Genomic DNA, 1,137 nt, shown 5'->3' with positions numbered 1-1,137 from the left:
TGCAACTTTCATAAATCCTTTCCTCCTAGCTGTCAGCCTAGGCGTTGCTCTCAGGAAAATCAATACCCAAGTCGGGGAGTTTGGCTCCATCCTCAAAAGGGGGAGGCTTTGCCGATGAGAGACGAATGTGATAAACGTTTTTCATTGACGCCCTGTCAACTCCTTTGGTTATGAGAAATTCCAGCAGTGCTCTTCGCTCTCTGCTCTTAGCCCTTGGCTTTTTGCTTCTTTCTTCTTGCACCCACGCGATTCCTCGGTTCGGGACCGGCGGCCGCTATGCGGAAGGGAGAGCGGAGGTGACCAAGAGCCACGGCGGCAACATCGATCGCGCCATTGAATCGCTGGAGGCCGTTGTCCGCCAGGATCCCACCTATCGAGATAGTCTCACTCTGCTCGCGCGCGCCTATTATAAGAAGGGAAGATATGGGGATGCCAGGCAAATTTTGACCCGGGCGGTCCGGCTGAACAAAGATGACGAGATTGCCTGGCTCGCATTGGGGCTCGCCCAGATGAGGCTTGGCGAGGATCAGCAAGGGCTTGAAACAGTCAAAGGCGCCTTGACGCTCCTGGGCAGGGCCATGAGGGACGGTTATAGAGAATATCCCGAATGGGACCCCAACAGAGTCGTGCGAACCTCTCTAAGACGCGCGGTATTGATGGCCGCAAAAGGTTTAGAGGAAAAAAATGATCTGGTCCGGTCACTGGAGGTGTTGCTGGACCGGATCGATGACGAGGAGTGGCGCCAGGGCCGCGATAGGGCAATAGACAGCGCTAGAGGGCGCTAGACGTTACTAAAAGCGCGTCTCTCCCGCGGCTATCCTTTGCGAGATGTCCGTTTGAATGCTCTTCCAAACGCCTCTCATAGCCGCTCCCTGACGCATGACGTCAAGAAAATCTATCGATTTCCTCGCTTGCGCGGCTATCGTATTGCTCGCTCTCGGCGTTCGCTTTCTATACTTATTTCAAATTGAAGCCAATCCGATCTTTTACTATCCAGTGGGAGATGGCCGTGCCTACGATGAGTGGGCTCAAAAGATCGCTGCCGGGGATTGGCTGGGCAGGACAGTAGGGGTTTTCTACCAAGCCCCGCTTTATCCGTATTTCCTGGGTCTCTTACAATTCATCCTCGGCCGTGAT

At 54.2% G+C, this 1,137-nt stretch carries 1 protein-coding gene; it reads left to right on the top strand.

The annotated features are described in order from the left end of the window. Positions 1 to 170: 170 nt before the first annotated feature. Positions 171 to 785, top strand: coding sequence for a tetratricopeptide repeat protein (locus HYS22_09265; protein MBI1910340.1), 615 nt, complete (start codon positions 171 to 173; stop codon positions 783 to 785). Positions 786 to 1,137 lie beyond the last annotated feature (352 nt).

It is taken from the genome of Deltaproteobacteria bacterium (assembly GCA_016177765.1).
Taxonomy (GTDB): Bacteria; UBA10199; UBA10199; order JACPAL01; family JACOUP01; genus JACOUP01.
This window is presented reverse-complemented; position numbering and strand designations above follow the sequence as displayed.

Bases quoted from the DNA above. Each gene is read 5' to 3' on its own strand.
- HYS22_09265 (MBI1910340.1), top strand. From the start codon at position 171: ATGAGAAATTCCAGCAGTGCTCTTCGCTCTCTGCTCTTAGCCCTTGGC.